The organism is Aneurinibacillus migulanus (genome assembly GCF_001274715.1).
GTDB lineage: Bacteria > Bacillota > Bacilli > Aneurinibacillales > Aneurinibacillaceae > Aneurinibacillus > Aneurinibacillus migulanus.
Map to the genome: position 1 here is coordinate 4,490,514 of NZ_LGUG01000004.1, position 22,756 is coordinate 4,513,269.

The 22,756-nt window shown below is 46.2% G+C and carries 25 protein-coding genes; 6 read left to right on the plus strand and 19 right to left on the minus strand.

The window, feature by feature from the left end; all coding sequences use genetic code 11:
* Positions 1-128: 128 nt before the first annotated feature.
* The 5 genes from AF333_RS23405 to recA all read right to left on the minus strand — a co-directional run bounded on the left by AF333_RS23405 (position 129) and on the right by recA (position 5,128).
* Complete coding sequence (locus tag AF333_RS23405; RefSeq protein WP_040303043.1) at positions 129-389, minus strand: stage V sporulation protein S; 261 nt, start codon at positions 387-389, stop codon at positions 129-131.
* Positions 390-507: 118 nt separating this feature from the next.
* Complete coding sequence (locus tag AF333_RS23410; RefSeq protein ID WP_043067860.1) at positions 508-1,305, minus strand: TIGR00282 family metallophosphoesterase; 798 nt, start codon at positions 1,303-1,305, stop codon at positions 508-510.
* A 69-nt stretch (positions 1,306-1,374) separates the two neighbouring features.
* Positions 1,375-2,916 (minus strand): ribonuclease Y, encoded by a 1,542-nt coding sequence (rny, locus tag AF333_RS23415; RefSeq protein WP_043067861.1) that lies wholly within the window; start codon positions 2,914-2,916, stop codon positions 1,375-1,377.
* A gap of 231 nt (positions 2,917-3,147) precedes the next feature.
* Complete coding sequence (locus AF333_RS23420) at positions 3,148-3,813, minus strand: RecX family transcriptional regulator (protein WP_052812330.1); 666 nt, start codon at positions 3,811-3,813, stop codon at positions 3,148-3,150.
* 259 nt (positions 3,814-4,072) lie between these two features.
* On the minus strand, positions 4,073-5,128 hold the full coding sequence (recA, locus tag AF333_RS23425) for a recombinase RecA (protein WP_043068263.1): 1,056 nt from the start codon (positions 5,126-5,128) through the stop codon (positions 4,073-4,075).
* A gap of 230 nt (positions 5,129-5,358) precedes the next feature.
* Between recA and AF333_RS23430 the strand changes: the two genes are divergently transcribed.
* Genes AF333_RS23430 through bioA form a run of 3 tightly spaced genes read left to right on the plus strand, consistent with a single transcriptional unit; the run spans position 5,359 to position 8,104 of the window.
* Entirely contained in the window at positions 5,359-5,946 is a 588-nt protein-coding gene (locus AF333_RS23430) for a biotin transporter BioY (RefSeq protein ID WP_043067862.1), read from the plus strand.
* Positions 5,943-6,695, plus strand: coding sequence for a dethiobiotin synthase (bioD, locus tag AF333_RS23435; protein WP_043067863.1), 753 nt, complete (start codon positions 5,943-5,945; stop codon positions 6,693-6,695). The genes AF333_RS23430 and bioD overlap by 4 nt, the downstream gene beginning before the upstream one ends.
* Positions 6,696-6,718: 23 nt before the next feature.
* The gene (gene bioA / locus AF333_RS23440; RefSeq protein ID WP_043067864.1) at positions 6,719-8,104 is read left to right on the plus strand and encodes an adenosylmethionine--8-amino-7-oxononanoate transaminase; all 1,386 of its coding nucleotides are present in this window, start codon (positions 6,719-6,721) and stop codon (positions 8,102-8,104) included.
* 91 nt (positions 8,105-8,195) lie between these two features.
* Here bioA and AF333_RS23445 read toward each other — a convergent pair whose 3' ends face one another.
* From AF333_RS23445 to AF333_RS23495, 12 genes are all read right to left on the minus strand, one after another.
* Positions 8,196-9,776, minus strand: a complete 1,581-nt coding sequence (locus tag AF333_RS23445) for a DEAD/DEAH box helicase (RefSeq protein ID WP_043067865.1) — start codon at positions 9,774-9,776, stop codon at positions 8,196-8,198.
* The gene (locus tag AF333_RS23450) at positions 9,777-11,021 is read right to left on the minus strand and encodes a competence/damage-inducible protein A (RefSeq protein WP_043067866.1); all 1,245 of its coding nucleotides are present in this window, start codon (positions 11,019-11,021) and stop codon (positions 9,777-9,779) included.
* Between the two features lie 49 nt (positions 11,022-11,070).
* Complete coding sequence (gene pgsA, locus AF333_RS23455) at positions 11,071-11,649, minus strand: CDP-diacylglycerol--glycerol-3-phosphate 3-phosphatidyltransferase (RefSeq protein WP_043067867.1); 579 nt, start codon at positions 11,647-11,649, stop codon at positions 11,071-11,073.
* On the minus strand, positions 11,650-12,990 hold the full coding sequence (gene rimO / locus AF333_RS23460; RefSeq protein WP_043067868.1) for a 30S ribosomal protein S12 methylthiotransferase RimO: 1,341 nt from the start codon (positions 12,988-12,990) through the stop codon (positions 11,650-11,652).
* 103 nt (positions 12,991-13,093) lie between these two features.
* Positions 13,094-13,948 carry a helix-turn-helix domain-containing protein gene (locus AF333_RS23465; RefSeq protein ID WP_043067869.1) on the minus strand — a complete coding sequence of 285 codons (855 nt, stop codon included), beginning with the start codon at positions 13,946-13,948 and terminating at the stop codon, positions 13,094-13,096.
* 31 nt (positions 13,949-13,979) lie between these two features.
* Positions 13,980-14,780 carry a DUF3388 domain-containing protein gene (locus AF333_RS23470; RefSeq protein WP_043067870.1) on the minus strand — a complete coding sequence of 267 codons (801 nt, stop codon included), beginning with the start codon at positions 14,778-14,780 and terminating at the stop codon, positions 13,980-13,982.
* A gap of 159 nt (positions 14,781-14,939) precedes the next feature.
* Positions 14,940-15,194 (minus strand): DUF3243 domain-containing protein, encoded by a 255-nt coding sequence (locus tag AF333_RS23475; RefSeq protein ID WP_043067871.1) that lies wholly within the window; start codon positions 15,192-15,194, stop codon positions 14,940-14,942.
* Positions 15,195-15,311: 117 nt separating this feature from the next.
* Positions 15,312-16,046 (minus strand): elongation factor P 5-aminopentanone reductase, encoded by a 735-nt coding sequence (gene ymfI, locus AF333_RS23480; protein ID WP_043067872.1) that lies wholly within the window; start codon positions 16,044-16,046, stop codon positions 15,312-15,314.
* Between the two features lie 25 nt (positions 16,047-16,071).
* Positions 16,072-17,358 carry an EF-P 5-aminopentanol modification-associated protein YfmH gene (yfmH, locus tag AF333_RS23485; protein WP_043067873.1) on the minus strand — a complete coding sequence of 429 codons (1,287 nt, stop codon included), beginning with the start codon at positions 17,356-17,358 and terminating at the stop codon, positions 16,072-16,074.
* On the minus strand, positions 17,355-18,638 hold the full coding sequence (gene yfmF / locus AF333_RS23490) for an EF-P 5-aminopentanol modification-associated protein YfmF (protein ID WP_043067874.1): 1,284 nt from the start codon (positions 18,636-18,638) through the stop codon (positions 17,355-17,357). Before yfmF ends, yfmH begins: the two co-directional genes overlap by 4 nt.
* A gap of 61 nt (positions 18,639-18,699) precedes the next feature.
* Positions 18,700-18,861, minus strand: a complete 162-nt coding sequence (locus tag AF333_RS34225; RefSeq protein WP_162839140.1) for a hypothetical protein — start codon at positions 18,859-18,861, stop codon at positions 18,700-18,702.
* A gap of 154 nt (positions 18,862-19,015) precedes the next feature.
* The gene (locus AF333_RS23495) at positions 19,016-19,204 is read right to left on the minus strand and encodes a hypothetical protein (RefSeq protein ID WP_043067875.1); all 189 of its coding nucleotides are present in this window, start codon (positions 19,202-19,204) and stop codon (positions 19,016-19,018) included.
* 205 nt (positions 19,205-19,409) lie between these two features.
* On the opposite strand from AF333_RS23495, the gene AF333_RS23500 reads away from it, so the two are divergent.
* From AF333_RS23500 to AF333_RS36240, 3 genes are read left to right on the plus strand one after another with little or no spacing between them, the layout of a single operon-like run.
* Entirely contained in the window at positions 19,410-20,261 is an 852-nt protein-coding gene (locus AF333_RS23500; protein WP_235496902.1) for a serine/threonine protein kinase, read from the plus strand.
* A 14-nt stretch (positions 20,262-20,275) separates the two neighbouring features.
* Positions 20,276-20,557 (plus strand): hypothetical protein, encoded by a 282-nt coding sequence (locus AF333_RS23505; RefSeq protein ID WP_043067877.1) that lies wholly within the window; start codon positions 20,276-20,278, stop codon positions 20,555-20,557.
* Between the two features lie 51 nt (positions 20,558-20,608).
* On the plus strand, positions 20,609-20,779 hold the full coding sequence (locus tag AF333_RS36240; protein ID WP_235496912.1) for a hypothetical protein: 171 nt from the start codon (positions 20,609-20,611) through the stop codon (positions 20,777-20,779).
* Between the two features lie 115 nt (positions 20,780-20,894).
* Here AF333_RS36240 and AF333_RS23515 read toward each other — a convergent pair whose 3' ends face one another.
* Positions 20,895-21,731 carry a sulfurtransferase gene (locus AF333_RS23515; protein WP_043067879.1) on the minus strand — a complete coding sequence of 279 codons (837 nt, stop codon included), beginning with the start codon at positions 21,729-21,731 and terminating at the stop codon, positions 20,895-20,897.
* A 65-nt stretch (positions 21,732-21,796) separates the two neighbouring features.
* A complete protein-coding gene (locus tag AF333_RS23520) occupies positions 21,797-22,582 on the minus strand; it encodes an enoyl-CoA hydratase/isomerase family protein (RefSeq protein ID WP_043067880.1) in 786 nt (261 codons plus the stop codon).
* Positions 22,583-22,756 lie beyond the last annotated feature (174 nt).

The following is a 22,756-nucleotide window of genomic DNA, read 5'->3' on the forward strand; positions in this document are numbered from 1 at the left end:
GGTCTTAATTTTCTTTTTTAACTATACAACAAAAAAAGTATCCCCTCCCATACCATACATAAAAAAAGCCTGCTTATCCACAAGGAATAAACAGGCACAGCTGATGAAAGCTCAGTGTGGTTCTTCAATTATCGAGGTTCAACTATCAACTTAATTGCGGTACGTTCTTCACCCTCGATGAGAATATCCGTGAAGGCAGGGATACAAATAAGATCGACACCACTAGGTGCTACGAACCCTCGTGCAATCGCTACTGCTTTAATTGCTTGGTTAAGTGCGCCCGCACCGATGGCTTGAAGCTCAGCTGCGCCGCGTTCCCTGAGAACGCCGGCCAGGGCACCAGCGACAGAATTGGGATTGGATTTTGCTGAAACCTTTAATACTTCCATCTCAAGTACCTCCTTAGATAGATTGATAATTACCACAATTACTCTATTCGGCGAAGGTACAATTCATTCCTGTTCCACGGAATTTTAACAGAAAAAAGTTCTGAAAATTAAAAAACAATCATTCCATGAATGGATGGTCTTCATCAATGATAATGCGCTGAATAGAGTTGGCACGTCCGGTGTTTTTTTCCATATCAATTATTACCCCGTTTAATTGCGGTTTAAGCATGGCAACTTCAAAACGAACGGGCAACCCTGTTAAAAATTTTTTCAAAACCGCCTCGCGCTCCATTCCTAGAATGCTATCACGCGGACCAACCATGCCAACATCTGATAAGTAGGCCGTTCCACCAGGCAGAATTCGCTCATCTGCGGTCTGCACATGCGTATGGGTACCAACCACGGCGCTCACTTTGCCGTTCAAAAACCAGCCCATTGCCTGCTTCTCTGAGGTTGCTTCCGCATGCATATCAACAAAAATGTAAGGCGTGCGTTTCTTCACCTGTTCAACAATTTTTTCCACCATACGGAACGGGCAATCTGACGGAGGCAAAAATGTTCTCCCCTGTAGGTTAATGACAGCTAGTTCGCCACCAATTGTTGCTTTTATGAACGTATGTCCTCTCCCTGGTGTTCCTTCAGGAAAATTCGCAGGACGCACTATACGAGGTTCATTATCGATAAAGTCAAATACCTCTTTGTTATCAAATGAATGATTGCCAAGCGTAATCGCTCCTGCACCCCATTCAAAAAACTCATTCGCAATTTTTTGGGTGATACCCCGTCCTGATGCCGCATTTTCTCCGTTTACTACCGTAACGTGCGGATTATATTTTTTCTTAAGGCGTGGCAGCATCTCCTTGAGCATGTCCCGACCGGGAGAGCCCACCACATCACCAATAAATAAAAGTCTCATATGTCTATCTCCTTCCTCGTTCAAAGCAAACAAAAGCTTCTGCCGATCACTCGGAGAAGCTTTTGCGTTTTATTTTGCATATTCAACTGCCCGCGTCTCTCGGATAACGGTGACTTTAATATGTCCCGGGTAGTCGAGCTCGCTTTCAATTTTCTTCGTAATATCGCGTGCCAGGCGATGTGCTTCCAAATCATCGACTTGATCCGGCTTCACCATGATCCGGACTTCACGTCCTGCCTGGATTGCGTACGATTTCTCAACGCCATCGAATGACTCGGAGATTTCCTCCAGTTTTTCCAGACGGCGGATGTACGTTTCTAACGTCTCACGGCGCGCTCCTGGCCGTGCAGCGGATAATGCATCAGCTGCAGCCACCAGCATTGCGATAACCGATGTTGGTTCGCAGTCTCCATGATGTGAGGCAATTCCGTTGATAACAATCGGATGCTCTTTATATTTTTTCGCTAATTCTACCCCAATTTCAACATGTGAGCCTTCAACTTCATGGTCGATCGCCTTGCCAATATCATGCAGAAGACCCGCGCGTTTCGCCAACGTCTGATCTTCGCCCAATTCTGCAGCCATTAATCCGCATAAGTGCGATACTTCAATGGAATGCTTCAGCACATTTTGTCCGTAACTCGTACGGTACTTCAAGCGACCAAGAATCTTGATGAGATCAGGATGCAGTCCATGAATTCCTGTCTCAAACGTAGCCTGCTCACCGTATTCACGAATACGTTCATCCACTTCACGGCGCGCTTTTTCAACCATTTCTTCAATGCGTGCAGGATGGATGCGACCATCTGCCACAAGCTTCTCCAGTGCGGTTCGTGCGATTTCACGACGAACGGGATCAAAACCGGATAAAATGACGGCTTCTGGAGTATCATCAATGATTAAATCGATACCAGTAAGTGTCTCCAGAGCACGGATATTCCGACCTTCACGACCGATAATCCGCCCTTTCATTTCGTCATTCGGCAACGAAACAACAGATACGGTCGTTTCGGCCACATGGTCCGCGGCACAACGTTGAATGGCCGTAGTAATAATGTCGCGGGCTTTCTTCTCCGCTTCTTCTTTCGCCTGCTGTTCGATGTCTTTTGCCAGCATAGCGGCCTCATGACGTGCTTCATCCTCTACTTGCTGCAGAATGATACCACGTGCCTCTTCGCGTGTCAGACTTGAAATCCGTTCCAGTTCAGTTACCTGAGCTTGCATAAGTTCTTCCGCTTTTGCATGCATTTGATTAATTGCTTGCTCGCGGCGTTCAAGCTCTGCTTCTTTACGCTCGTACATTTCTGTCTTCCGGTCAAGCGATTCCTCTTTTTGTAGTACGCGTTTCTCAAGGCGCTGAATCTCGTTTCGTCTCTCGCGTAATTCCTTCTCGGCATCCGTTCGTAGCTTATGCACTTCGTCTTTCGCTTCGAGCACTTTTTCTTTCTTTAGTGCTTCCGCTTCTTTCTCAGCTTTGTCTACAATTTGACGTGCGGCTTCTTCCGCGCTTGAAATTTTCGCCTCCGCCAATGATTTACGAACAAAATAACCAATTACCGCTCCGACCACCAGAGATGCAAGTGCAATGAGAATTACAGGTACTAAGTTCATCTTTCTGTCACCTCCTTGCATCTGAGGTCTTTCTTCACTTTTTTTGCCCTTTTTTTAAGAACTATCAGGTTTAGTTAAAAAACGAGATCGAACATTCGATCTCTCTTATGCAAAACCTATTCGTATACTCCTATCGAGGCTAGCGAAAAGATAGAGGACCACGATAGAGAAAGAATATACAAGTCCATTTTGCCATCATACCGCAGGAATGTCAAGAATGGGCAATTCGTGTTACATCCCCTCATCTAACTTATCATTTTTTAGTTTTTCGATTGTTTTTTTAATCATATCATGTGAAAATCCTTTCCGTTGCAGAAAGGGACCGACTTTATTCCGCATCTCCTGAAAAGAATCAAAACGCCGACGTGCGTATTTTTTGCGCGCAAGCTCCAGACAGGCTGTCTCCTCTTCCTCTTGTCCGATCCCTTCAAGCGCAGCCTCAATATCATCCGGCCCGATGCCTCTTGCTTGAAGCTCCTGGCGCAACAAGTGTCTACCGCGTGGCTTTAGGCGGAGTCTCTCTTCCACCCACAAACGAGCATATTCCTTGTCATCGATGTATTTCCGTTCGATAAAACCTGCCACTGCCTCCTCCACAGCAGGATTTGGAAAACCTTTGGTCATCAAATATTTCCGCACTTCCTCCGCTGTACGCGGTCGATGGCTGATATAATTCAGCCCGTATTGGACGGCCCGGCTCTTCTCTTCCGCTTCAAGAAGTTCTTTCATATCCGCTTCATCGAGTTCACGCCCTTTATTCAGCCGATATTTAACTAATACGTCTTCATGAATAGCAAAGGCATATTCATCGTTAAGATACACATTGATGCGATGCTTATTTTTCTTCTGGCGCTCCAAACGCGTAATCACGCTCAGATTACGGTTTTCTTCATCCAAGTGTCATTCCTCCTGTATAGCATAGTTATATAGAAACACACCTGCTGATTGTTCAGAGAAGAAAAGGCCACCACAACGGGACACGAACCGACGACCGTTTGGGACATGATGTGGTGGCTATCCACTCTGGATCGTACTATATAATCAACACTCTTAATATAGAAACATCCTCTTTCTTATCCATATAAAAAAGAAAGTTCACCAGCTTTGTCACAAGCCAGCAAACTTTCTGTATCATCAATACGCAGTAGAAGCGCGTTTATTCAAAATCTAACACGAATTCTTCATCTTTGTTATCCTGGTCAGCTGGCGGCAAGGATACTGCTTGATCCAGATTATAATGCTCACGGATTTTCGTTTCAATCGCATGTGCGATATCTGGGTTTTCTTTAAGGAATTGCTTGGAATTCTCACGGCCTTGACCAAGGCGCTCTTCATTGTAAGAATACCATGCACCACTCTTGTTTACGATATCAAGCTCTGTACCGATATCCAGCAGACTTCCTTCACGAGAGATACCTTCACCGTACATAATATCTACTTCAGAAATCTTAAATGGAGGCGCCACTTTATTTTTAACGACTTTAATCTTCGTGCGGTTTCCTACCATGTCATTTCCTTGCTTCAGCGTCTCAACGCGACGCACATCAAGCCGTACGCTGGAGTAGAACTTCAGCGCCCGTCCGCCCGGTGTCGTCTCCGGATTTCCGAACATGACGCCAACTTTTTCACGGAGCTGGTTAATGAAAATTGCTATTGTCTTGGACTTATTAATAGCACCCGCAAGCTTCCGCAACGCTTGGGACATCAAACGCGCCTGCAAACCAACGTGCGAATCGCCCATCTCTCCTTCAATTTCCGCTTTTGGAACAAGAGCGGCTACAGAGTCGACGACAATAATGTCAATCGCACCAGAACGCACTAGAGCTTCCGCAATCTCAAGTGCTTGTTCACCCGTATCAGGTTGGGATAACAATAGCTCATCAATATTAACACCGAGCTTACCTGCATACACCGGATCAAGCGCATGCTCCGCATCGATAAATGCAGCAGTGCCTCCTGTCTTCTGTACTTCGGCAATCGCATGTAGCGCTACCGTCGTCTTACCGGAAGATTCCGGACCGTAAATTTCGATAATCCGTCCACGCGGATACCCTCCGATACCAAGTGCAATATCAAGCGCAATAGATCCGCTTGATACAGTGGATACCTGTTGTGTCGCGGCCATCTCCCCCAGTTTCATTACGGAACCTTTACCGAATTGTTTCTCGATTTGGCGCAGGGCCATATCTAAAGCAGCTTTGCGATCGGACAAAGCCATCGCTCCCTTCATTTATATTCATAATCAACCATTGTTGTTTAAGTATCTCTTCGACGTATTTTATTGTACCTCTTTTTTGATCGTTTGCCAAGCATTTTTCGCGAACATTTATTCGCTTTTGTTTAATGTTTTACATTTTTTTACATATAATTGTTAACTAATTTTAAATTAAGGTTGACATTAAAACCCCATTCCTTTTACTCTGAAACAAAGGAGGAATGATGATGAAACAAAAGACGACAACACCAACTACTGGCCTTATTCTAGCCGCTATGTTTGCCTCGCTTACCGCGATCGGCGCCTTTATTAAAGTTCCAGTCCCTTTTGTTCCATTTACGCTGCAAATCCTGTTTGTCTACTTTGCGGGATCCCTGCTTGGCAGTCGGATAGGTGCTTTAAGCCAACTCGTCTATCTCACTATAGGGCTTGTAGGAGTACCTGTGTTTGCGGAAGGCGGAGGCATCGGTTATGTGCTAAAGCCAACATTCGGCTATTTGGTAGGCTTCGTTTTAGCCAGCTACGCTATTGGTCAACTTATCGAAAGAAAAGAAAAACCAACATGGCGCGACTTCGTCATTGCGCATTTTACCGGTTTGCTGCTTGTATATGGGGCAGGCACCGTATATTTATATGCTGCAATGAACGTACTTATCGGCAAAACGTTTACAGTATGGCAAACCTTTCTCTATGGCTTTCTGCTTGCCGTACCAGGAGATATCATTCTATGCCTAGTCGCTTCTGCCATCGCGGTGAAAGTACATAAACATGTTTCCCCATTAAAGCACCGATTGCGAGGAGAGATGAAAGCATGAAACAAGGACACGCTTTGTTTGTCACGGGAACGGATACGGGTGTTGGTAAAACGATGATTACCGGTTGTTTGACCGCGCTTCTTGCTAGCTGCGACTACAATGCGGTTCCCTACAAGCCGGTACAGAGCGGCGGTATTCGTATGGGCGATACGCTTGTTGCTGAAGATGTGGCATTCTATCAATCCATTCATCCATTGCCGTATGGACAAGATGAACTTTGCACCTATTGTATGGAACCCGCCGTGTCGCCGCATCTGGCAGCACAGCAAACCGGTGTATTCATCGATCCAGAATGCATAGTCCGTCAGCTTCAGGTTTTACGTAAAAATCATGATTTTGTAGTCGTCGAAGGTGCAGGGGGGTTGGCTGTCCCCCTATATGAAAGTGAACAGGGCATATATATGACAGACGATTTGATTACACGTTTGAATCTACCCATATTGCTTGTTACTCATCCCGGGCTCGGCACAATTAACCATACGGTACTAACAGCAAAATATGCACAAGCACGCGGCATCCCCATCCTTGGATTTATCGTCAACCACATGCCACAACAGCCGAACAGCATGGAACGGGACAATGTGCGTATGATAAGCAAATTAACCGGACTGCCTATGCTCGGCTCTTTTCCGCAGGTTACTGATACTGTACCAGAAGTGCTCTCGCTGCAACTGGACGAACTACGCAAACAAATCAACCTTGAGCTGCTTCTTGAACGCTTGAAACAAATAGAAACAGGGCTTCTGTAAATAAAACATATGGAGGGATTGGAATGACTGTATCGATTTATGATCTGGAAACATGGGACAAAGAGTACGTATGGCACCCTTTCACACAAATGAAAGTGTACCGTCAGGAGAAACCACTGATTATCGAACGGGGCGAAGGAAGCTATCTATACGACATTGAAGGGAAAAAATATCTTGACGGCTACTCCTCTCTCTGGGTCAATGTACACGGCCACAACCATCCTGAGCTTAACGCGGCCCTTACTGAACAGGCGGGCAAAATCGCACACTCAACATTGCTCGGATCCGCTAATGTGCCTTCTATACTGCTCGCCAAAAAACTCGTGGATAATACACCACCGAACCTAACGAAGGTTTTCTATTCTGACTCCGGTTCCACTTCTGTGGAAATTGCCTTAAAAATGGCCTATCAGTACTGGAAACTAAAGGATCCGGCACGCTTTTCCGGAAAGAAAAGTAAATTCATTTCATTGCGTGAAGCATATCACGGCGATACGATTGGTTCAGTCAGCGTCGGTGGCATGGACACATTCCATCACATTTTCAAACCGCTCCTCTTTGACCGGCTGGAAGCCCCCGCGCCGTATACGTACCGCTTAACGGAAAATAACGACGAAGAGGCATGTAAAACAATGTGCCTTGATGCGCTGGAAGCAATTCTAAAGGAACGCCACAGCGAAGTAGCTGGTCTAATTATTGAGCCGCTCGTTCAGGGCGCGGCAGGAATGATTACCGCACCGGTCGGCTTCCTACGTGGTGTGCGCGAACTATGTACCCGCTATAATGTATTGATGATTGCCGATGAAGTAGCCGTAGGCTTCGGACGAACAGGCACATTATTCGCCTGTGAACAGGAACAAGTGGAGCCAGATTTTCTCTGCATAGCGAAAGGACTCACGGCCGGATACTTACCGCTAGCCGCAACGCTCACGACAGAAGAAATATTCGAAGCTTTCCTTGGTGAACCGGAGGAGTTGCGTACATTCTTTCATGGTCATACGTATACAGGAAACCAGCTTGCCTGTGCAGTGGCACTCAAAAATATTGAACTTATTGAACGTGAAGACCTACTGGCTACCCTGCCGAATAAAATCAATTTTCTTGCACAAAAGCTCATACCGTTCCGTGAATTGCCCCATGTAGGAGATGTACGGCAGCAAGGTATGATGATAGGTATTGAACTCGTACAGGAAAAAGCAAGCAAAAAAACTTTTCCTGCGCAAATGCAAGTAGAACATCAAGTCATTCTTCGTGCGCGTATGGGCGGGGCGATTATTCGCCCGTTAGGCCCGGTTATCGTACTGATGCCGATTCTATCAATGAGTACGGGAGAGCTGGAACAGTTGATTGATATTACATACGAAGCAATCGCAACTGTTACTGTACGAGCGCATGCTTTACAAAGGTAATTACTAGCACATCCGTTACTTATGTATCAAAAAAGCCCTTCCGCTTGTCCAAAAAGCGGAAGGGCTTTTACTTTTATGCCTAAAAAACAAACTAGCGCTTGGAACGCGGCTTGGCAGGCTCGATGTTGATTCGTTTTCCTTTAATTCGGGAATGTCGCAGCGATTCATATACAAACGGAGCGATTTCTTGATCCACTTCAATAAACGTGAAATTCTCAAAAATATCGATACGGCCAATCGCTTTATTAGAAGTACCAACCAATTCGGAGATTTCCTTCACCAAATCTGGTGGGCGCACATCAAGACTACGGCCAATGTTCATAAAGAAGCGAACTTTACCTTTGGATGCGCCTGTATCGCCAAAGTCATACATTTCTTCTTCAGCTGAAGAAATGGAAGGTGCAAATGCGAGTGAGAGAGCAGCAGCCGTTACTTTTTCCATCGGGTATTCTTCTTTAAGCTGTGTCACCACTTCTAGGAACGGCGTCATGTCTTCATCGCCTTCTACTAGAGCAACCAGTTGCTCTTTCCAGATGCTTTGCTGGCGCTCCATTACCTCTTCAATGGATGGAACATTACGAGACTCAAGTGAAGTTTTAGAGATTTTCTCAATAGTACGCAACTGCTTCATTTCGCGCGGTGTTACAAGCGTCATAGCGATCCCCTTACGGCCGGCACGACCCGTACGGCCGATACGATGTACATAACTTTCCGGGTCTTGAGGGATATCATAGTTCACTACGTGAGAAACGTTACCTACATCAATACCGCGTGCGGCTACATCAGTAGCAACAAGCAATTCAATCGATGAGTCACGGAATGATTGCATGACTTTATCACGCTGGGCCTGACTTAAATCCCCATGCAAACCACTTGCGAGATACCCACGTTCCTGTAGCGCTTCTGTCAGCTCGTCCACACCGCGTTTCGTACGGCAGAATACGATACCTAACTCAATCTCTTCGCTGTCGAGGATACGACACAGACTTTCAAGCTTGCTACGTTCAAATACTTTATAGTATACCTGCTCGATTGTCGGCGCGGTTACTTCCTTGCGGCTAATCGCGACCGTTTCTGGATTGTTCATATATTTGCGGGACAGGCGCATAATTTCCTGTGGCATCGTTGCGGAGAATAGAAGAGTCTGACGTTCAGTCGACGTTTCTTTGATAATAGCCTCGATGTCTTCTTGAAAACCCATGTCAAGCATTTCGTCCGCCTCATCAAGCACCAGCATGCTTACTTGATCAAGACGAAGCGTTTTACGGCGCAGGTGATCAAGCACCCGACCCGGTGTGCCAATAACGACCTGCACACCTTGCTTTAGCGCACGAATCTGGTGGCCGATAGACTGGCCGCCATAGATAGGCAATGTACGTACACGTTTATATTTAGCTATTTTGCGCAACTCACCGGACACTTGAATCGCAAGTTCACGCGTCGGCGTAAGCACAATCGCCTGTACGGCGTTGCGGTTTGTCATTTTTTCAATTAACGGAAGGCCAAACGCAGCCGTTTTACCTGTTCCGGTCTGTGCCTGGCCGATTAAGTCGCCGCCTTCAAGAATTTTCGGAATACATTGTTCCTGAATCGGCGACGGCTCTTCGAAGCCCATATCATGAATGGCTTGTTGGATTGTTTTATGCAAAGCAAAATCAGAGAAATGTGCCATTTAAAAACCACCTTTTTTTATTCGTTCAAGCATTGTAAAAATTGCATGTTTTGCTGCACGGGACTGAATAGCAGTACGCTGTCCGGACAGGCGGAACGTTTTAACCTGCGTTTGTGTACCATCGGTTGCCCCAATGTAGACGAGACCTACAGGCTTATCTTCTGAAGCGGTGGGGCCGGCTTCACCTGTAATGGATACTCCGTATGTACTGCCAAGCCGCAGGCGAACCTCTTCTGCCAGTACACGGGCAGCCTCCTCGCTTACTGCACCCGCTTCCGCCAATACATCCTTGGGAACGGCTAGCAAATGATGCTTCACATCATTCGTATAGCAAACAATGGAACCCTTTAATATCGCTGAGCTTCCTGGGACCGAGGTCACCATATGGCTCACCAATCCTCCAGTAATGCTTTCAGCAAACGCTACCGTCTCGTTCTGCTCGGTTAATTTCCGTACCAGCACAGATTCAAGCAAATCATCATCATAGCCATAAATAAATTCGCCCACGCGCTCTTCAATTTCCTGCTCAATAACCCGAATCATCTCTTCAGCTTCCGTTATACTTTTTGCTTTCGCGGTGAGACGGATCGTTACTTCGCCTTCTTTTGCCAACGGCGCAATCGTCGGATTCGATTGTCCGTCAATCAGGTCGATTAACTCTTCTTCAAGCGCCGACTCTCCGATACCGAAGAAACGCAGAACTTTTGAATGTACGACATACTGATCGCTAATAAGTGAGAGCAAATACGGCAAACCATATGTGGTAAACATCGGATATAGCTCGCGTGGCGGTCCAGGCAGCATCATAAGATATTTACCCTTATATTCGATAGCCATACCGGGTGCCATGCCATGATCATTCGGCAATACCTTGCTGCCTTCAACTACCAATGCCTGCTTACGGTTGTTTTCCGTCATTTTAACACCGCGACGATCAAAGTAAGCAACAATGCGCTCCAGTGCCGTTTCATCGTGCACAAGCGGCCGATGAACTGCCTGAGCGACCGTTTCTTTCGTCAAATCATCCTTCGTAGGCCCGAGTCCACCAGAGAAAATAATCAGGTCCGAGCGCGTAAACGCTTCTTCGATTAACCGATAGAGACGGTCCGCATTGTCACCCACCACAGTATGGTAATATACCCCAATACCGACTTCTGCAAGCTTTTGCGAAAGAAACTGTGCGTTCGTGTTGGCAATTTGCCCAAGCAACAGTTCCGTTCCCACCGCAATAATCTCTGCTTTCATAAGCAAACTCCTTCCAAATAAGTCATCCGCCAAATATGACGGATGAACGCTACGCAAGCGGAATGACCTTTTTGTTTTTCAAAAAGTATTCCACACCGGAGACAATGGTCATAATAACTGCAGCCCATACCATAATCGTTGCAAACGGGAAGTGCCATGTTTCAAACGGAAAATTCTGCAGAATTAATGAAGCAACAGCCACAATCTGAAGAACCGTTTTCCATTTCCCCAGCTTGCTCGCGGCAATAACTAGGCCTTCCGCAGCCGCTACCAGACGTAATCCGGTCACAGCGAACTCACGACTGATAATCACTACCGCTATCCATGCGTCCAGGCGCTGCATCTCCACAAGCGAAATCAATACTGCTGAGATAAGTAGCTTATCTGCCAGCGGATCGAGAAACTTGCCCAGATTGGTCACCATCTTGCGTGAACGGGCAATATAACCGTCCAAGCCGTCCGTTATAGCGGCAATAATGAAGATGAGCGCAGCAATGCACTCGCTATATGTAATATGAACGCCTCCGACTTTAAACGATCCGAGATTATCAAACTGTACGAGCAGAAAAATCATAACCACTGGCACGAGGAAAATTCGTGCCAATGTAATCCGGTTGGCCAGATTCAACTACATAACCTCCCCCGCAAGGTCAAAATCGTACGAATGGGTAATGTGTACAGAAACAATCTGTCCTAATTCTCCCTTATATCCAGTTACGAAAACTTCACCGTCAATTTCCCCTGCATCATATTGGGAACGTCCGATGTAAACATCGTTTTTACCATCGTAGCCTTCGATAAGAACAGGAACCACTTTCCCGACGAAGCGTCCATTACGTTCGTTGGCGACTTCGCGCTGTACCTCCATTAGCTCGTTAGCACGGCGTTCAATCACATCTTGCGGAATCTGATCATCTAACCGTGCCGCCGCAGTATCTTCTTCCTGAGAATAGGTGAATACCCCAAGGCGATCAAACTGGACTTCACGCAGAAATGCCTTGAGGTTCTGGAATTCTTCTTCCGTCTCCCCAGGAAATCCGACAATAATCGATGTTCGAAGCGCAACGTCTGGTACGGCTTCGCGAATTTTAGCGATAAGCTCACGCGTATCACGTTGACGTCCAGGACGTAACATCCGTTTCAGCACACGGTCTTCACTGTGCTGTAGCGGCATATCCACATACTTGCACACTTTCGGATTAGAAGCGAATTCTTCGATCAGCTCGTCCGTAAAATATCCGGGATACGCATAGTGAAGGCGAATCCATTCAATGCCTTCCACTTCAGAGACTTCACGCAAAAGTTTGTGCAATACGCGTTCGCCGTAAATATCAAAACCGTAATTAGTCGAGTCTTGGGCAATTAAGTTGACTTCTTTAACTCCTTGCGCCGCCAACTCCTTCGCTTCGGCAACAATCGATTCAATCGTACGACTACGAAAAGCACCCCGCAATTGCGGGATAATACAGAAGGTGCATTTGTTGTCGCATCCTTCCGCAATTTTGATGTAGGCAGAATACGTGCCCTTCTCCACTTTGCGCCGTGCAACGTTCTCATAAGAAAACGCCGGATTGCCGACAAAAATCGGTTTTTTGCCGGCTAATGAGTCTTCAATGATTTGATTAATTTTATCAAAGTCTCCAGTCCCGACAATGCCATCGATTTCAGGCATCTCATCCATTAGCACTTCTTTATAACGCTGGGTGAGACAGCCTGCTACAATAAGAGACTTCAGGTTGCCGCTTTCTTTCAAATCAGCTACTTCTAAAATCGTGTTCACCGATTCTTCTTTCGCAGCGTCAATAAAGCCGCACGTATTAACGATTACAACATCGGCTTCCTGCGGATTATCTATGAGAAGGTAGCCGCGTTCATCGATAAGCTGTGACATAATGTCTGAGTCGACGACGTTTTTCTCGCACCCGAGCGTGATGATCGCTACTTTCTCTGTTGTTGCTGTCTTATCCACTCTATTTCCTCCGTCCGGTAGACAAAAGTGTCTAATTTTCCACTTATCAGTATAATATACTGAAAAAAAGGTGTCAAAAGAAAAGCCCCTGAAAATCCAGGGACTACTTACGTACAATCTTAATTCGTTGTGAACCACTCGTCTGCTTCGCTGTCGATGTATCGAGCGGTTGTCCATTCACCAGAATTTCTACATCGCGTGCCCGTACGATACGAAGTCGGGCTTCGTTGCCTTGATCTTGCGGCACTTCGAATGTCGCGCTTTGCCCCTCTTTGAGCGTTTGCTGGCCAATGACACCTTTCTCACCGGCAATATCCATCCAATGGTCACCAGATTTGGCAGTAACTTTAACTGTAATCTTGTCTGCTCCCGTTAACTCAAAGTTCATGGTCGAGCCGGTTTTCGGAAGCGGAGTAACCTTGCCGGAAGCAGCAGGCTGCTGAGCCGGTTGCTGGGCTGGCGGCTGTTTTGTATCCGGAGTTTCCGGCGGCGGAACAAAAATATCTTTTTTCTTCTCAGTTGATACGTTCTCTTTCGGTGCTGGCGGTGCAGGCTGTTCCTTGTCTTTTGAAAAATAGTATATAGATGCCCACACGACTCCAATGACAAGAATCGCAAACAGGTACAGAAGAATTCTTGATACCCATTTGCTGCCATCGCCCTTCTCCTTGTTTGCCTGTCGATTTTGCCTAAGCGGTGGCGGCGATTCTTCCACCTTTGGGGGTTCCGGTAATTCGGAAGCATATTGGCTAATAAGCTCATCCGCATCTAAGCCAACAGCTTCTGCGTAGCTTTTTATAAAAGCCCGTACATAAAAATGGCCGGGAAGCACTTCAAAATTCCCGTTCTCAATCGCTTCCAGGTAACGTCGTTGTATTTTCGTTATCTCCTGTATTTCAGCAAGCGACATTCCTTTCTCCTGTCTGGCTTTTCGTAACACTTCTGCGAGCTCAGACAAATCATCCACCTCCTACCCTCTCCGGTCTTACTTATGGGATGTCAAATCCGGAGAATCCTGTTTCTACGTTTTCGTATGTAATTTCTTCATCGGGATGGTTACGCAACTCAATAACATAGTCAAAATCTGACATCTCGTATTCCGTCTCCCGGACAAAAATATCAGGATGTTCAATCACTTTCGTATATGGCATACGCAAAATCTCACGCATCAGCATGGCATGTCGCTCGGTACTGCGCATCGTAGAGACAATGCCGTCAATCAAGTATACATGCTGATTCCCATTCATCTCTTCTACAGTAAGCTGATTCCGCACGGTTTGGCGCAGCAATGTAGAGGAAATGAATGTCCAACGCTTATTGGCGGATACACAGGCAGCGACCGTGGATTCAGTCTTGCCGACACGCGGCATTCCGCGAATACCGATCAACTGGTTGCCTTCCCGCTTAAAGATTTCGGCCATGAAATCAACCAGAACCCCGATTTCTTCACGTACAAAACGGAAGGTTTTTTTGTCTTCCGCATCCCGTTCGATATAGCGGCCATGACGAACCGCAAGCAAATCTAGTATCGTAGGCTGGCGCAATTTGCGCAGCGTTATATTATCAACTTTCTCTAATATACTGCCCAATAATTCGATTTTCTTTGCATCATCGGTTTGAATCAACATGCCACGGCGGCGATTAATTGTTCCGTTCAGGGATTCGACCCCATTGATTGTAACGATGTTAATAGCCAACATTCCAAGGATGGAAGCGACATCTCCCAATAGTCCGGGCCGATTTTTATGAATTTCGTATTCAAGATACCAATCTTGCTTTTCTATTTCCATCTTGAGTATAACGCCCTTTCCCCGCTTGATTCTTCTTCCATAACGACACTATTCTACACTAAAAAACGCAATTCTTCCAACATAAAAAGCGCAGATCGCATAAAAAAACGCGAAAAAAGGAAAAATCCCCTCCAGATAAGAGGGGAAGGAGTAAAGAAGTTACTGTTTCTTGTTCTGTACAAAGTTAATCATGGCACCCGCCATCGCGTGGCGTTGTTCTTCGTTGCCGGCATCCCAAAGCTCTTTCAAAAGGCGCTCCTGCTCGTTTTTCGGGTCTACCTGATTGGACAGATAGTTACCGATTTGGTATGCCATATTTTCCATTGTTTCTTGCTCCATACCACTGCTCGCCGCCTGCGCTACACGGCTTGCTAAGAATGACTTCCAATCTTGAAAGTTTTCCAGGACTGACATGTCGTATTCCTCCTTCATGATCATGTGAAGGGCATTTTGCCTTCTACGTTTAACATGCGTCACTTGGAGGCGTTTTATGCACACCTGTTTGGCTGTTTACTATCTATCCTTACTTCATTAGCAATACCAGGCTCCGTTCGGGCTGATAATCTGTCCGTTGATATATCCAGCTTCCTTACTTGCGAGAAACATAGCCAAAGCGGCAATTTCTTCAGGCGTTCCCATACGACCGGCGGGAATATCTTCGATTATCGCGCGCAGTTCGTCATCGTTAAATGAATTCGTCATCATATCGGTGCGAATCAATCCCGGGGCAATGCAATTTACTGTAATTCCAGAAGGTGCTACCTCCTTGGCCAGCGCCTTTGTAAAGGAGATGACCGCTCCTTTTGCAGTCGAGTATAATACCTCATAGCTGGCACCCGTCATTCCCCAAATCGAAGATACTGTAATAATGCGTCCAAAGCGCTGTCGCACCATATGCAAAAGCGCAAGTCGAGCGCAGAAAAACGGCGCCCGCACATGGATATTCATGATTTTCTCCCACTCTTCCGCAGTTACATCCTGAATCATGCCATACGCATCCACTCCTGCACCAAGCACAAGCACATCCGGCGCCTGCGGCAACTGGCTGTACAAACTCTCCGCTCCGTCGGCTGCAGCTAGGTCGGCCCTTGCAAGTGACACTTTTACTCCTTCCGATCGGCATTGCTCCGCCAACCGCTCCGCTTCCTGTGCCGAAGAATGGTAATGTAGCGTCAAATCGTATCCGTTTTTGGCAAATCTCAAGGCGATAGCGGCTCCGATGCCTCGGCTTGCGCCAGTTATGCAGGCATATTTATGCTGTTTCAACCTCTCCCTCTCCCGTCTATATCTGCTACTGCCCAGGCGAAGTCACGATGGACACCGAGAATTGACTAAAATCGATATGATCTTTCAACCGCGCACTTACATCCTCAAGCGTCATTGCTTCAAGAATATCGGCACGGGCGAATAAATCTGTATCTCCGAATCGGTATTTCGTAAAGGAATTGGCAATAAATTCGACGGAATTGAGCGCCCGCAGGAATTCCCCTGTTTTTTTCTTTTTCGATAGCGTAAAGGCTTCTTCATCAAGCCCCTGTGTGAGCACGTTTTTTAATTCCGTATTTACCATAGATATTAATGCATCAGGGTCCTTCGTGTCACCGCCAATTATGGAGAAGCCATACTGAGGTTCGCCTGAATAGTCAGCCCCGAACCCGCTATTAATCAACCCGGCGTCATACAGCTTCTGATACAAGTCGGAACTCGGACTGAACAAAATGTCGAGCAAAATTTCTGTGGCCACTTCTCGTTTCAACAATTCCTCTCCAGTCAAGCCAACCTGTTTATCTTTAAATCCGAACAAACACTTCGGGATGCCAACGGGCAGATGAACAATGGAGCGTTGTCGTGCTACGGTAGTAGGTTCATCAGGATAGAAACGTTCTATCGGTGCCTGTTTATCATACGCCTTTTTGGCCTGATTTTTCCGTACCAGCTCCATCATCTTCTCCGGTTCTACCGCCCCCACGATAAACAGTAGCATATTAGACGGATGATAAAATGTTTCGTAGCATTCATAGAGCAGCTCTTTTGTAATTTTACTAATCGATTCAACTGTACCAGCGATATCGATTTTTACAGGATGATTATGGTAATAGTTGGCGATTAATCCGAAATATACGCGCCAATCTGCATCGTCATCATACATACGGATTTCTTGTCCAATAATCCCTTTCTCTTTTTCTACATTTTCATCTGTAAAATAAGGCTTCTGTACAAAATTAAGAAGCGTTTCTACATTGCGCTCCACATCCTGTGTGCTTGAAAACAAGTATGCCGTACGATCAAAGCTCGTAAATGCATTGGCCGAGGCACCATGCGCCGCGAATTCTGCAAATACGTCCCCCTCCTCCTCTTCGAACATTTTATGTTCAAGGAAGTGCGCGATGCCATCCGGTACTTTTAACCGTTCTTTACCAGGAGCCTGAAATTCGTTATCAATTGAGCCATAGCGGGTTGTAAACGTTGCATATGTTTTACTGAACCCTGATTTTGGCAGAATATACACTTCCAAGCCATTATCAAGCTGCTCATAATACAGCGTTTCATTCAGTCGTTCGTATCGTTTTGTTTTCATTTCGCCTCCTCCTTTCCACGCAAGAAATAGATCGTATCAATTTCTACTTTTTGCGCTACACGTGCGACATCTTCCTTTGTCGTGCGGGAAATCCCGTCCAGAATCTCTTCCAGCGAGCGGCGACGACCGGACAAGCGTCCGTTATAATCCATGCTCGCAATCGCAGCCGCACTGTCACGTGTCTCTCGGAGTTGATTGGTTAGCATCGCTTTCGTCTGATTTAATTCAACATCGGTAATTTCGCCGCGTCTCATCATGTCCAGCTGCTCTTTGATGATAGTAAGTGCTTGTTCGTAGTTAGCCGTTTCGATCCCAGACATAATCATGCAAAGCCCCTTCTGGGTTTCAAGCTGCGATACAGCATAATAAGCAAGCGACGCTTTCTCCCGTACGTTCATAAATAGCTTGGAGTGCGGAAAGCCTCCCAATACGCCGTTATACATCATGAGATGCACGTAATCATCATCCGCATATCCAATTTGCGTTCGCATACCAATGTTTAGCTTACCTTGTGCAACACTCATCTCTTCCGTAACCGTATGCTCTTTCGTTACCGTCTTTTTGTATGTTGTCGGTGGCAGTTCCTTCGCACCTGAAGCCACAAGGGGAATGTACTGGTGCAGATGCTTCGCTGCCTCATCCGGCTGCACATCTCCGATCACATACATATCGACTGGGTATGAAGACAGTACTTCCTGATAAAAAGCATACAAATCTTCTGAGGTAATCTGCGGGATCTGTTCACGAATGCCGTACGCAAGAAGGCGATAAGGTTCCTCCTTGCACATCTCTTCCGTCAAGCGCTGGTTAGCGTACCGCATTTTATCATCAATCAATCCTTCAATTCGCTTGGTGAGAGCTTCTTTTTCCAACTCGACTACTTTTTTTGCGAATGCTCCATTTTCCAGAAGCGGGCGCGTTAACACCTCACCCAAAAAACGTATTCCTTCCTCAAGCAACGGCCTAGAGTCAGCAAGGAATTTTTCATTGGCAATCTCAAGATAGAGCTGAATAATTTGCTTCTCGCCGCGTTTCACAACCCCGGCATTAAAAATAGCTCCATATAGCGAATCCAAATGGCGCTGCAATTGCGCCGGATTCGGATATCGTTCCGTTCCGCGTTGTAGTACGTTAGGCAGCAAGGCACCTTTGGTAACAAGCTCCTCCGTAAGAGGCAGTTGGATATGTAAGAGAATGGTCGTCGTCTTAAACTTTTGCGTCGGCAAAATATGGACGCCTATTCTTTCTTGTTCATGGCTGATAAACGATAATTCGTTCATGCGTTCGCTCCTTTCCACTTTCCTTCTATTGTACCCGATTTAGCAAACGATACCAACCGCGCTACATATCGGATTCATATACATGTCTTTCCACCTGTTTGCTTTCTTCCTCGGTCATCGTATGGAATCGACCGCACATCTCACCTAAACATAGCATACCAGTAAGGTTAGAGTCCTGGTATGGCATTCCGTACTCACTTCCGCAATATGGACATTTCCACATAAAAAAACTCCTTTCTGCATTCCCCGTTTCCATCGGGCTTTTAGACTAAGCATCCTATGCTATTAGTCTGCACGCTAAAAGAAGTTTATATGTTCTGTATCAAAGCGATTTCGCAAAAAAGCTGCCTTCACATTGGAAGACAGCTTTTTTTCCATTACCGCCCCGTATCCGTTAGAGGCGTTGCCATAATGAGAGAGTCCAGCATTCGAATCCATCCTTGGGCCGCACATACATCCGCTTCCGCTTCGATTAAGTCTTCCGTTGTGTTGAGTAATCTGGCAAGTTCTGGAACATCGACTCTTCCTCTTTCCCACACAATTTGCAAAAACTCGTTTCGAAACATGGCAATGCCCCTCCTTCTTTTTCCTTCGCTTGCTCGGTATGTTTATTATACATATTTCTTCCGGAATATTTTGTCTAATCTTGTCATACGAGCTAGCAGAAGTTTTCGCGCTGATCTGGCAAAAAGACGCATATTTCTCGGAAGTTGAAACCTTTACTTCCTACCAGCGTACAACAGAGCATATATATTCTCATAAAAAGGACCGATGGATATGTGGAAACGTTGGCGTCAACGCATAAAAGAATGGTGGCTTGACAGGCCTCACGAACCGGGTACAGTTGTTAAAAACCGCTATACGGTTACTCGCATGCTCGGTATGGGCAGCTATGGAATTTCTTATCTTGTATTCGATCGCATGCAAAATGAAGAGCGGGTATTGAAGCAAGTCCGCCCTAGTCGGTTGAACAGTCCTAAAGGACGTCCGTTGTACGAATATGAGATTGAGTTGCTTGCCACGCTCCGCCATCCACAAATGCCCTATTTATTCGATGCATTTGAAGAAAACGAACAGCTTTATTATGTCATGAGCTACATTAAGGGCAGCACATTGGAAGACATGCTGTTTCAGCAAGACGCTTCATTTACTGAGCCAGAAGCATGGCGTGTTATTCTGCAAATTTTGACACTGGTCAAATATCTACATAGCAGACGTATTATTCATCGTGACGTACGGATTCCTAATGTAATCTGGAATGATGGCACAGTATATCTGTTGGATTTTGGACTGGCTCGTTACGTAGACGACTCTCCTTCGTTCCTTCAGGATACGGATAGCCATTACTGGCTAGAAAAAAAATTGAAGCGGGAAGTTCATCCTCGAAGCGACATGTATGCGCTTGGCCACTTTTTGCTGTTCATGTTATACAGTACATACGAAGCAGATGAAGATGAGCCGGAACGCGGCTGGGAGAGGGAATTGTCGCTTGCGCCCGAAACTGTACGGATGCTCAGACGCATGCTACAATTCGACCAACCATACGAAACTGCGGATGAACTGGAGAAAGACATCCTGACTTTTCTGCAAAGCTACGAAAAAGAAAACTCGCAGAAGACGTAAAAATAGAGTGGGAATTGGCAGATCGTTATCCACTAGCGAAAGATGTAGCTGAACAAATCGCACAGCGTCTGGGTGTTTCCACATCTTATTTATTATGTGTTTCGATAGAGGATGAAGATACTCTGCATCAGGCAGATCAAATCTTTAGTGAACTTTCAAAACACGCTGTTTCTGTATCGGAGAGCTATGTTAACGCTTTAAAGGACAGAGATGATGCACTCACGATCGAGCTTACAACCGCTTTAATGAAAGCCGTGTATTATCAGCAATTGGAATCATCCTCGTGTTTGGAGTAGGGTTTTCACCGTTCATTGCCGAGCGCGTGTGGGGAGATCCCTTTCATCATTATGGAAACTCCATGGTATATGGGATTAATTTTTTCTGGTTTCGCTTTACTTTTCTTACCTTCTATGTTTAGGTTTGCCTTTCTTCTGCTGGAGCGCAGGGCGCATCCAACCTCTTCTTTTTCTGAATCGCCTCCTTCCAACCACGCTACCCTGTCAAAATATCAAGTGTAATTTATATAGTTATTGCGCTACAAGCTAATGAATCAGACCTTCAACAAATCTTTGGTGCATAATATACCATTGCTCCACAACAAAGAAACCGCGCCCAGCGCGGTTTCTTTGTCACTTATTCTTTACCTTTAGCGATTTCATTTTCTTCATACGAAATCCAATCGCTCCAGCTTCCTGGATACAATTTGACATTCTTATAGCCAAGACGTTCAAGTGCGAACAGGTTAGCGCAGGCTGTAACGCCTGATCCGCAGTATACAATCACTTCCCGATCCTGCGGCAATGCAGCGAAATGCTTGCGCAACGCTTCCTCATCTTTTATTCTTCCACTCTCATCAATAATGTTCTGCCAGTCATAGTTCACCGCGCCAGGAATATGTCCTCCAACAGGGTCAATCGTTTCAGATTCCCCGGTATAGCGGTCGAATGCACGTGAATCCACAAGCACCGCCTGCTCTCCGGCCATGCTTTGACGCACATCTTCCATACTGCGCACCCATTCCCCTTTTACATGCGGTTCATATGTCACCTGTACAGGGGTGGGAATTTCGCGTGTAACCGGATATCCGGCTGCCTTCCATGCGCCGTATCCGCCATCAAGCAAAGCGACCTGCTGATGACCAATATATTTTAGTACCCAGTAAGCCCGGGCTGCCATCGCCCCTCCTTGAGCGTCGTATAACACTACGGCTGTGTCATTGCCTATTCCCACTTGAGCTAGCTTGGACGCAAATGCTTGCGCCTGAGGCCATGGATGCCGTCCACCATGCTCCGTTTTCGGGGCCGACAGGTCCTTTTCCAGATCAAAATAGCGTGCACCGGGAATATGATCTTCTTCATACGCTTCTCTTCCTTTGTCTGGACTGCCAAGCACAAAACGGCAATCCGCTACGACAAGATTTGCATCAGATAGATGCTCTTTGAGCCATGAAACCGCAACAAGCGTATCCATCGTACCCTTCCCCCTTTTCCATCCATCTATGGATCTTACTGAATAATCAACACCCTTGATATATATCATTCACCGCTAAACAGCGGCTTGCGCTTTTCTTTAAACGCCTGTACACCTTCACGGTGATCAGCTGTACCCGCCATAACGGCCTGCGTATTCCGTTCCATATCCAGCATTGCTTCCAAATCAGCCGTAAGTGCCTGGTTCGCCAGCTTTTTAACCATTGCATACGTACGAGAAGGCCCCTTCGCCAATTGTATTGCCAGCTTCTGTGCTTCTTCCATTACTGTCTCTGCCGGATAAATTTCGTTTACCAGGCCCCATTCTTGCGCTTTTGTCGCAGAAAGTACTTTACCGGTAAAAAGCATTTCCTTTGCACGATACGTACCGAGTGTACGCGGCAGGAAAAACATTCCCCCTCCATCGGCTACAAGCCCGATTTGCGCAAATCCAGCTGAAAACTTCGCATCCTCCGATGCCAGAATCAGATCACAGGCAAGGGCAAGACAAATGCCTGCACCGGCCGCATAACCATGTACAGCTGCAATAATCGGCTTCTCCAGTTTGCTCATAGACCGAACAAGGTAATTCAGCTTGCCTACGAAATCATGGATGTCAAGCGGGGTAAAATCGCTCATGCTTTTTACATCGCCACCTGCACAAAAAGCCCGTCCCGCTCCTGAGATGACGAGAGCCTTCACTTCTTTATTGCGCCCTGCCTCCTCCATGGCCTGTATTAGCCCATCCAGCATTTCTTCACTGTAAGCGTTTAACACTTCAGGTCGTTGTAAGACGACTGACATGACTCCTTGTTCGACCTCGAAACGAACTACAGACGTTTGCACACTCATACGTGCTGCCTCCTTTACTTTTTGCAGGATTTTTTATGCCTGGCTCGAAATGGAATAGTTATACACGTAAGATCTATTACTAAATCGTTGGAATTTACTGTTTTTTATCGTAGCAGACGATTGTGAATAAAGTCAATGTTTGTTCACAAAACAATCTGCTTGACTTACTATAAT

What these genes read in the sequence shown, in the direction of transcription:
- AF333_RS23515 (WP_043067879.1), bottom strand. Translation starts at nt 21,731, where the DNA reads ATGGATACGCTTGTTGCGGTTTCATGGCTCAAAGAGCATCTATCTGAT.
- bioA (WP_043067864.1), top strand. Translation starts at nt 6,719, where the DNA reads ATGACTGTATCGATTTATGATCTGGAAACATGGGACAAAGAGTACGTA.
- AF333_RS23470 (WP_043067870.1), bottom strand. Translation starts at nt 14,780, where the DNA reads ATGGAAATAGAAAAGCAAGATTGGTATCTTGAATACGAAATTCATAAA.
- AF333_RS23410 (WP_043067860.1), bottom strand. Translation starts at nt 1,305, where the DNA reads ATGAGACTTTTATTTATTGGTGATGTGGTGGGCTCTCCCGGTCGGGAC.
- yfmF (WP_043067874.1), bottom strand. Translation starts at nt 18,638, where the DNA reads ATGAACGAATTATCGTTTATCAGCCATGAACAAGAAAGAATAGGCGTC.
- AF333_RS23450 (WP_043067866.1), bottom strand. Translation starts at nt 11,021, where the DNA reads ATGAAAGCAGAGATTATTGCGGTGGGAACGGAACTGTTGCTTGGGCAA.
- yfmH (WP_043067873.1), bottom strand. Translation starts at nt 17,358, where the DNA reads ATGAAAACAAAACGATACGAACGACTGAATGAAACGCTGTATTATGAG.
- AF333_RS23500 (WP_235496902.1), top strand. Translation starts at nt 19,410, where the DNA reads ATGGATATGTGGAAACGTTGGCGTCAACGCATAAAAGAATGGTGGCTT.
- AF333_RS23405 (WP_040303043.1), bottom strand. Translation starts at nt 389, where the DNA reads ATGGAAGTATTAAAGGTTTCAGCAAAATCCAATCCCAATTCTGTCGCT.
- AF333_RS23430 (WP_043067862.1), top strand. Translation starts at nt 5,359, where the DNA reads ATGAAACAAAAGACGACAACACCAACTACTGGCCTTATTCTAGCCGCT.
- AF333_RS23475 (WP_043067871.1), bottom strand. Translation starts at nt 15,194, where the DNA reads ATGTCAGTCCTGGAAAACTTTCAAGATTGGAAGTCATTCTTAGCAAGC.
- AF333_RS23495 (WP_043067875.1), bottom strand. Translation starts at nt 19,204, where the DNA reads ATGTTTCGAAACGAGTTTTTGCAAATTGTGTGGGAAAGAGGAAGAGTC.
- AF333_RS23445 (WP_043067865.1), bottom strand. Translation starts at nt 9,776, where the DNA reads ATGGCACATTTCTCTGATTTTGCTTTGCATAAAACAATCCAACAAGCC.
- AF333_RS23520 (WP_043067880.1), bottom strand. Translation starts at nt 22,582, where the DNA reads ATGAGTGTGCAAACGTCTGTAGTTCGTTTCGAGGTCGAACAAGGAGTC.
- AF333_RS34225 (WP_162839140.1), bottom strand. Translation starts at nt 18,861, where the DNA reads ATGTGGAAATGTCCATATTGCGGAAGTGAGTACGGAATGCCATACCAG.
- AF333_RS36240 (WP_235496912.1), top strand. Translation starts at nt 20,609, where the DNA reads ATGGAAACTCCATGGTATATGGGATTAATTTTTTCTGGTTTCGCTTTA.
- bioD (WP_043067863.1), top strand. Translation starts at nt 5,943, where the DNA reads ATGAAACAAGGACACGCTTTGTTTGTCACGGGAACGGATACGGGTGTT.
- rny (WP_043067861.1), bottom strand. Translation starts at nt 2,916, where the DNA reads ATGAACTTAGTACCTGTAATTCTCATTGCACTTGCATCTCTGGTGGTC.